The following is a 339-nucleotide window of genomic DNA, read 5'->3' as shown; positions in this document are numbered from 1 at the left end:
TGCTAATATCACTGTTGTTATCGCGACTATTATCGTTATTATTGCCCTTACTGCCTTGACTATCATCGGTATCGATATCACCACTGTTTTCATCATCATCATCATCATTTTTGTTGTGATTATTTATTTCATTGTTATTGGCATTACTACCATTACCATTGCTATTTAAGCCTTTATAGTGCTCATCATAACGATAATCGGTGCCATAAGTGGTGTTATCTTTTTGTTGGCTGTTAACTTCACCGAGTAAATTCGCCTGCGCATCGCGGTAGTTATAATCCTGTACTTGTACCGAAGATTCCACCATCTGACTGTGTAAGGTTATATCCCAGACACTTT

The 339-nt window shown here is 37.5% G+C and carries 1 protein-coding gene; it reads right to left on the bottom strand.

The features are described 5' to 3' along the window. The coding region (locus H3S88_RS13170) for a hypothetical protein (protein ID WP_198231991.1) at positions 1-339 on the bottom strand (339 nt) is incomplete at both ends.

Source organism: Gilliamella sp. B14448G11 (assembly GCF_016101765.1).
Classification (GTDB): domain Bacteria; phylum Pseudomonadota; class Gammaproteobacteria; order Enterobacterales; family Orbaceae; genus Gilliamella; species Gilliamella apicola_N.
This window is presented reverse-complemented; position numbering and strand designations above follow the sequence as displayed.